Raw genomic sequence first — 5,009 nt, 5'->3', positions numbered from 1 at the left:
CCCGAGACAGAGGAAAACGCGTGTTCATGGAAAAGAAGACAGTGCGCAAGTGGGGCATCGGCGTGGCCGTTGCCCTGGCGGCAGGGCTGGGCCTGTATGCCGTGCAGGCCCCGGCCAAGCCACCGCAGTACATCACCGCCCAGGTGGAGCGCGGCGACATTGAAAACGCTGTGCTGGCGACCGGGGTGCTGGAGGGGATCGAGCAGGTGGACGTGGGGGCGCAGGTGTCGGGGCAGTTGAAGTCGCTGAAGGTAAAGCTGGGCGACAAGGTCAGTGCCGGGCAGTGGTTGGCCGAAATCGACCCGCTGGTACTGCGCAATACCCTGCGCCAGGCCGAGGTGGACGAGGACAAACTGCAGGCGCAACGGCGCTCGGCGCTGGCCCAGCTGAAGCAGGCGCGGCGGGTGTACGAGCGCTACCGGGAGCTGCAGGCGGACCAGTCGATCTCCCGCCAGGATTTCGACAACGCCGAAGCGGAGTACGAAGTGCAGCAGGCGGCCGTGCGCTCGCTCGACGCGCAGATCCAGAGCGCCCGGGTGGAAATCGACACCGCCCGGGTCAACCTTGGCTACACGCGTATCAACGCGCCCATCACCGGCCATGTGGTGGCCATCGTCACCCAGCAAGGGCAAACGGTGATCGCCAACCAGCTGGCACCGGTGCTGCTCAAGCTGGCCAACCTCGACACCATGACCGTCAAGGCGCAGGTGTCGGAGGCAGACGTGATCCATATCAGCCCGGGGCAGGCGGTGTACTTCACCATTTTGGGCGAAGACAAACGCTACCACGCCAAGCTGCGTGGCACCGAGCCGGCACCGCAGCATTACGCCCAGAGCACCGACAAGGCCGACGCCGCCGGCGGCAAGCCCAGCGGTGCGGTGTTCTACAACGCGCTGTTCGAAGTGCCCAACCCCGACCACCGGCTGCGCATCGCCATGACCGCCCAGGTGCACATCGTGCTCGACACCGCCGAGCAGGTACTGACCGTGCCAGTGGCGGCGCTGGGGGTGCGCAACGCCGATGGCAGCTACCCGGTGCGGGTGCTCGATGGCAAGGGCTTTGCGCAACAGCGCGTGGTGCAGGCCGGCATCAACAACAACGTGCGGGTGCAGATCAGCCAAGGGCTGGAGGAGGGTGACCGGGTAGTGATCGGCGAACCTGTCACCGGCGACGCGGGGGCTTGAGCATGAACATGAACGTGCACCCCAGCCCGCACCTGGCCGCTACCCACGCGTGCGATGAACCGCTGCTGCGTCTACAGGGGGTGACGCGCAGCTTTCAGGCAGGCGACCGCGCGTTTCTCGCGCTCAAGGGCATCGATTTGCAGATTCAGCGGGGCGAGCTGGTGGCGATCATCGGCGCCTCGGGCTCCGGCAAGTCGACGCTGATGAATATTCTCGGCTGCCTGGACAACGCCACCACCGGCAGTTACCGGGTAGGTGGCCAGGAAACCCGTGCGCTGGGCGCCGATGCCCTGGCGGCACTGCGCCGCGACCACTTCGGGTTCATCTTCCAGCGCTATCACCTGCTGCCACACCTGGATGCCCTGCACAACGTCGAAATCCCAGCCGTATACGCCGGCTTGCCCCTGGACCAACGCCATGCCCGGGCGCGTGACCTGCTGACGCGCCTGGGGCTGGGCGAGCACCTGCGCCATCGCCCCAGCCAATTGTCGGGGGGCCAGCAGCAGCGGGTGAGCATCTGCAGGGCACTGATGAACGGCGGGCAGGTGATTCTGGCCGACGAGCCTACCGGTGCGTTGGACACCGCCAGTGGCAAAGAGGTGATGAACATCCTGCTGGAGCTGCATGGCGCAGGCCATACGGTGATCCTGGTGACCCACGACCCGCAGGTGGCTGCCCATGCCCAGCGCATCATCGAGGTCAGCGACGGGCAGATTGTCAGTGACCGGTACAAACACGCCGCGCCGCCTGCGCTGGCAGCGCCAGGTACGGCGCACCCTGGCGGGCAAGGCGCGCGGCGGCTGTTGGCCAGCCTGGGCATGTTCCGCGAAGCGTTCAAGATGGCCTGGCTGGCGTTGGTTTCCCACCGCATGCGCACGCTGCTGACCATGCTTGGCATCATCATCGGCATTACCTCGGTGGTGTCCATTTCGGCCATCGGCGAGGGGGCCAAGGGCTATGTGCTCAAGGACATCCAGGCCATTGGCAGCAATACCATCGATGTCTATTCAGGCAGCAACTTTGGCGACAGCCGCGCGCGCAACATTGAAACCCTGGTACCGGCCGACGTCGCGGCGCTGAACGCGCTGTACTACGTCGACAGCGCCACACCGGTGATTGGCCAGGGCACGTTGGTGCGCTACCGCAACCTGGACGTGGACGTGCAATTGAACGGGGTCAGCGAGCACTACTTCCAGGTACGCAACATCCCGCTGGCGGCTGGCATCGTGTTCAGCGCCGATGACGCGCGGCGCCAGGCCCAGGTAGTGGTCATCGACCATAACACCCGCGAGCGGCTGTTCGGCACCAACGTCGACCCACTGGGGCAGGTGATTCTGGTAGGTAACCTGCCGTGCACGGTAATTGGCGTAACGGCGCGCAACAAGAACCTGTTCGTGGCCAGCAACCAGCTGAACATCTGGGTGCCCTACGAAACCGCTGCCGGCCGGGTGCTCGGGCAGCGGCACCTGGACAGCATCAGCGTGCGTGTGCGTGAAGGGGTACCCAGCAAGCGGGTGGAAGAGGAGGTGAGCCGGGTGTTGCTGCAGCGCCATGGCACCAAGGACTTCTTCACCAACAACCTGGACAGCATCATGCAGACGGTGCAGAAGACCAGCCGCTCGCTCACCCTGCTGTTGTCGCTGATTGCCGTGATCTCGCTGGTGGTGGGCGGTATCGGGGTGATGAACATCATGCTGGTTTCAGTCACTGAACGTACCCGCGAGATCGGTATTCGCATGGCTGTCGGGGCGCGTCAGGTGGACATTCGCCAGCAGTTTCTGGTGGAGGCCGTGATGGTGTGCCTGCTGGGTGGCGTGATAGGGGTCGGGTTGTCGTATGCCGTGGGGTACCTGTTCGAGCTGTTCGTCAAACAGTGGGAAATGGTGTTCTCCCCCGGCTCGATCATCATGGCCTTCGCCTGCTCGACGTTGATCGGCGTGGTGTTCGGCTTCGTGCCGGCGCGCAATGCCGCGCGCCTGGACCCGATCGAGGCCCTGGCGCGGGACTGAGGGCCGCCGGTGGCTCAAGGCTGGGCGTACATCCAGCGCATCAGTGAGTGCCGCCCGCCAATGCCCAGCTTGATGGCTGCCCTGCGCAGGTAGCTCTCCACGGTGTTGGCCCGCAGGCCCAACTGCTCGGCCTGCTCTGGGGCGGTGCGCCCGGCCAGCAGGCCGAGGCACACCTGGCGCTCGCGCTCAGACAGTTTCAGGCCGGTCTGGGCCAGGCGGTCGATGAAGCGTTGCTCCAGGCTTTCGGGGCTGGAACGGCCCGGCGCTGGCTGCAGGGCGTGGACGTGTTTTTCGAGCATGGGCAGCAACAGCGGGGAGATAGCGTCCAGGCGGCTGCGCTCGAATGCGGAGAAACCATAGGTGGAGCCTGCCCGCAGTACATGAATTTCCAGCCTGGCTGGCCCGCTGCCGCGGATCCGGTGCAGGCGTGAGGGGTCGTCGAAGCCGGCCTCGGGCTGGGTGGCTGATGAATACACGGTTTCGCTGAGGCCTGCGCCTTCACAGGGTGTGAGCGGCAACTGGCGGATTTGTGTGGCATCGATGCACAGGTGGGCCTGGATGAGGTCGTGCAACAGGCGGGGGAAATGGCGGCTGCCGGTACTGGCAATGACTTTGCCGATTTGCGGGTAGATCGAGTGGGTATTCATCGTGTCGTCCATGAGTCCGGAACAAGCCTGCCCCGCGCGGGTGCCTGCCCGAATCCTGGGCGTGCGGCGGGGCCTGATAGGTATCCTAGTACAACGAACTGCCTGAGGGTAAATCTAGCCCGATAATGCCACAATGATGGCACTGTTGCGCCCCATGCCGATGAAGGGCGGGTGGGGTATGATGCGGCCCTTCCACCTGTCACGAGGCCCTCCTGCATGTCCCTGTGTGCTGAACAGATTGGCGAATTCCGTGCTTTCGCCGAGCAGCTGGCCGACGCCGCTGCTGACGCGATTCAACCCTACTTCCGCGCAAGCCTGGCGGTCGAGGACAAGGGCGGGCGCCTGTACGACCCGGTGACCGTGGCCGACAAGGCCGCTGAAGACGCCATGCGTGCACTGATCCAGGAGCGCTACCCCACCCACGGCATTCTGGGCGAAGAGGCGGGTGTAGCAGTGGGTAGCAGCCCGCTGACCTGGGTGCTCGACCCCATCGATGGCACCCGTGCCTTCATCACTGGCCTGCCGCTATGGGGCACGCTGATCGCCCTGAACGATGGCAAGCGCCCGGTGGTGGGTGTGATGAACCAGCCGTTCACCGGTGAACGCTTCATCGGCACGCCCGACGGCGCCTGGAGCGGCGACAAGCGCCTGGCCACCCGCGCCTGCGACAGCCTGGCCCAGGCCACGCTGATGTGCACCACCCCTGACATGTTTGATAGCGCCGCCCGCAAGGCTGCATTCGAATCCGTCGCCGGGCAGGCGCGGCTGATGCGCTATGGCGGCGATTGCTACGCTTACTGCATGCTGGCTTCGGGGTTCGTCGACGTGATTGTGGAAGCCAGCCTGCAGCCCTACGACGTCCAGGCGCTGATGCCCATCATCGAAGGTGCCGGCGGCGTCATCACCGCCTGGGATGGCAGCAGCGCGCAACAGGGCGGCTGCGTGGTCGCTTGCGGCGACCCGGCATTGCATGCGCAGGTGGTGGAGATGCTTCGTCACGCGATGTAAGCGGTGACACGCTGGACATCGCTTCTTGTGTTTTCCACAAAATCTCTAAGTTGGCGCAATCCTTGTAGGAGCAACTGTCTTCCACAACAATCTACAAGTTAGCGCAATCACTGGACTGCCCCACAAAAGTTGGACACCTATCCAATTTTTGAGGTGTTCAC

General features: G+C 64.7%; 4 protein-coding genes. 3 read left to right on the top strand and 1 reads right to left on the bottom strand.

All coding sequences use genetic code 11. The annotated features are described in order from the left end of the window. The first annotated feature begins 26 nt into the window (after positions 1-26). Complete coding sequence (gene macA / locus IAE33_RS15435; protein ID WP_201164146.1) at positions 27-1,184, top strand: macrolide transporter subunit MacA; 1,158 nt, start codon at positions 27-29, stop codon at positions 1,182-1,184. A 2-nt stretch (positions 1,185-1,186) separates the two neighbouring features. Then, positions 1,187-3,193, top strand: coding sequence for a MacB family efflux pump subunit (locus IAE33_RS15430; protein ID WP_442967380.1), 2,007 nt, complete (start codon positions 1,187-1,189; stop codon positions 3,191-3,193). A 14-nt stretch (positions 3,194-3,207) separates the two neighbouring features. On the opposite strand, the gene IAE33_RS15425 is transcribed toward IAE33_RS15430, so the two are convergent. Then, positions 3,208-3,840 (bottom strand): helix-turn-helix transcriptional regulator, encoded by a 633-nt coding sequence (locus IAE33_RS15425; RefSeq protein ID WP_201164145.1) that lies wholly within the window; start codon positions 3,838-3,840, stop codon positions 3,208-3,210. A 216-nt stretch (positions 3,841-4,056) separates the two neighbouring features. On the opposite strand from IAE33_RS15425, the gene hisN reads away from it, so the two are divergent. Further along, a complete protein-coding gene (gene hisN, locus IAE33_RS15420) occupies positions 4,057-4,848 on the top strand; it encodes a histidinol-phosphatase (protein ID WP_201164144.1) in 792 nt (263 codons plus the stop codon). Positions 4,849-5,009 lie beyond the last annotated feature (161 nt).

The sequence above is a fragment of the Pseudomonas sp. S60 genome (assembly GCF_016647865.1).
GTDB classification, from domain to species: domain Bacteria; phylum Pseudomonadota; class Gammaproteobacteria; order Pseudomonadales; family Pseudomonadaceae; genus Aquipseudomonas; species Aquipseudomonas parafulva.
Note: the sequence above shows the minus strand (reverse complement) of the source record. Positions and strands in the feature narration are given on the sequence as shown.